This is a genomic window from Rhizobacter sp. P2_H3, assembly GCF_056403355.1.
Genome location: NZ_JBFUFQ010000478.1, coordinates 1 through 1,455 on the forward strand (window position 1 = coordinate 1; position 1,455 = coordinate 1,455).

Below are 1,455 nucleotides of genomic sequence, written 5' to 3' on the forward strand. Positions count from 1 at the left end.
ACCGCATGCGGCCGCACTGCATTGGCGCCCTGTGCGTTGTAGCTGTACACCCCGACATCGCTCTTGTAGAGGATGCTGCCCAGCGCGTTGTATTGCAGGCTCACCGTGCGCACGAGGCCGTTGATCGCAGGAGCCGCCACCGTGTAGCGCTGCAGCCGGCCCAACGCGTCGTGCTCGAAGTTCTCCGTCACCGCGCCGGTGCTGCCATCCCCGTTCGCATCGTTGCGGTTCGTCAGCCGGCCCAGGCTGTCCCACACGTAGCCGTGGTTCAGCACGTCAGTGGCGTTGCCCTTGCCTGCCGTCAGGCCGCTCGCACGGCCGGTAGTGGCTTCATAGCCCGACTTGCTCACCACCGAGCTGCTGTACCGCTGCTGCTCCAACTGGTCCCACGCGTTGCAGGCCTGCGCCTGCCACAGCACCGTGCCGGCAGGCAGCGTGACACTCGCGCCCGGCGTGCCTCCCGGGGTGCTCGGCAGCGGGCTCACCGTGACCGCGGTTGCCAGCGACACACTGTTCAGGAATCCCTTGGGCGTGTAGCCGTAGTTCACAGTGAGCCCGGTCGGCCAGGTCTGCGTCGCCTGCCGGCCGTTTGCGTCATAGCTCAGCGCACTGGCGAAGCTCGGCCCGTTGACGACGCTGGTGCGGTAGTTGATCGGCCGGCCCAATCCGTCGTACGCCCACTGCCGACTGATGCCGGTGCTGGTGCTCGTCGCGCACAGCTTGCCGATGCCCATCAAGCAGCTGTCGTAGGTCCAGGTGCTCYGGTACTCCGCCTCGATGCGCTGCGTCATCCGCCCGAGCACGTCGTAGSCCATCGTCGTYTGSCCRCCGCGCTGCWWCTGCAGCGGGTTSYGCTGCCACACCGGCTGSCCRAGCGCGTCGTAGCGRTACTCGATCACCCCGGCGTCCGGGTCGGTCAGCTTGAGCTTGTTGCCCCGCACGTCGTAGCTGATCTGCACCGTGTTCTGCAGCGCGTCCTTCGWTGCCACCAAGTTGCCGAACGCGTCATGCTGGTGRACGAGTTGCGCRCCYTGCGCATCRGTGATGCGGATCGACCGGCCTTCCACGTTGCGCTCCTCGCGCCGCGTGTGGCCCTGGTCGTCGGTCGTGGTGGTGGCCAGCGCGCCGTACGCAATGCTCGACACCCGAGCCCTGCGGTTGCCGCGGGCACCGAAACTCACGCTCGGCTGGCTGCCCTGGGGGTCGGCGGTGTAGACCCGAACGGGGCGGCCCAATGCGTCGTACTCGGTGCGCGTGAGCCCCACGTCTGCACTGCCTGCGCTCGTCGACGAACCGCTGTCCAGGAAGTACGGCTGCGTCTGCACCAGCACCTGGCCCAGATCGCCGTACTCGGTGTCGGTGACGATCAGCCGGCTCGTGCCGCCGGGTTGCGTCGGTCCGTCGAAGGCTTCGGTCACATGGCGCAGCAGCCGACCTGCGCGGTCCAGGTACTTG

At 67.9% G+C, this 1,455-nt stretch carries 1 pseudogene; it reads right to left on the reverse strand.

The window, feature by feature from the left end:
* Positions 1 to 1,455 (reverse strand): annotated as a pseudogene (locus AC1D1T_RS32475) (hypothetical protein); the annotation flags it as partial.